Origin of the sequence: Streptomyces sp. NPDC101490 (assembly GCF_044767145.1) — a bacterium.
Lineage (GTDB): Bacteria > Actinomycetota > Actinomycetes > Streptomycetales > Streptomycetaceae > Streptomyces.
This window is the reverse complement of record NZ_JBIWNI010000001.1, coordinates 511,178-511,744: the sequence shown is the minus strand read 5'-3', so window position 1 is coordinate 511,744 and position 567 is coordinate 511,178. Positions and strand designations below refer to the sequence as shown.

Genomic DNA, 567 nt, shown 5'->3' with positions numbered 1-567 from the left:
CGTCCGTCCTCCGCCGCTCAGTCGGTGTCTTCGTCGATCTCGTCGCGCAGCCGGTCGCGCCCCGGGCGGCCCTGGGGGCCCGCCTTCCCGCCGTCCAGCGTCGGTCCGAACACCTGGTTCCAGTCGAGGTCGAGGCCCCGCCGCACCGATCCCTCGGGGCCGGGACCGGCGAGGGGTGCGAAGGTGTCGATCACCCGGCGCGCCATCAGGGCCCGCCCCTGCTGGACGGCCTCCATGATGGAGGCGGCCAGCTGCGGTCCCGTCATGTTCTGGTGCTTGTTGTCGGAGAACCTCAGCCCCGACAGCTCGCCCTGTGCGCCGATGGTGACCTCGACCGCGCGGTCCGAGGAACGGACGGTCGCGGACGCCTCGCTGAGATCGGCGCGCGCACGGGCGACGGCCGCCTGGGTGGCCTCCAGTTCGGCCATGGCCCGGGCGATGCGCTCCTGCAACGGCTCGGACATCGGGCACTCCCGTCAGAGATGAATGAAGATCATTACGTAGACGCGGACCTTGGTCGGCCGGTTCCCGAACGGCCCCGGTTCCAGCGCCCATTCGTGCGAACTC

Annotated in this window: 1 protein-coding gene; it reads right to left on the bottom strand. The window is 71.3% G+C overall.

Annotated elements, in window-relative coordinates:
• Positions 1-17: 17 nt before the first annotated feature.
• On the bottom strand, positions 18-464 hold the full coding sequence (locus tag ACIRQY_RS02110) for a YbaB/EbfC family nucleoid-associated protein (protein WP_403921727.1): 447 nt from the start codon (positions 462-464) through the stop codon (positions 18-20).
• Between the last annotated feature and the right edge of the window lie 103 nt (positions 465-567).

Coding starts and splice junctions, on each gene's coding strand:
- ACIRQY_RS02110 (WP_403921727.1), bottom strand. CDS start 464: ATGTCCGAGCCGTTGCAGGAGCGCATCGCCCGGGCCATGGCCGAACTG.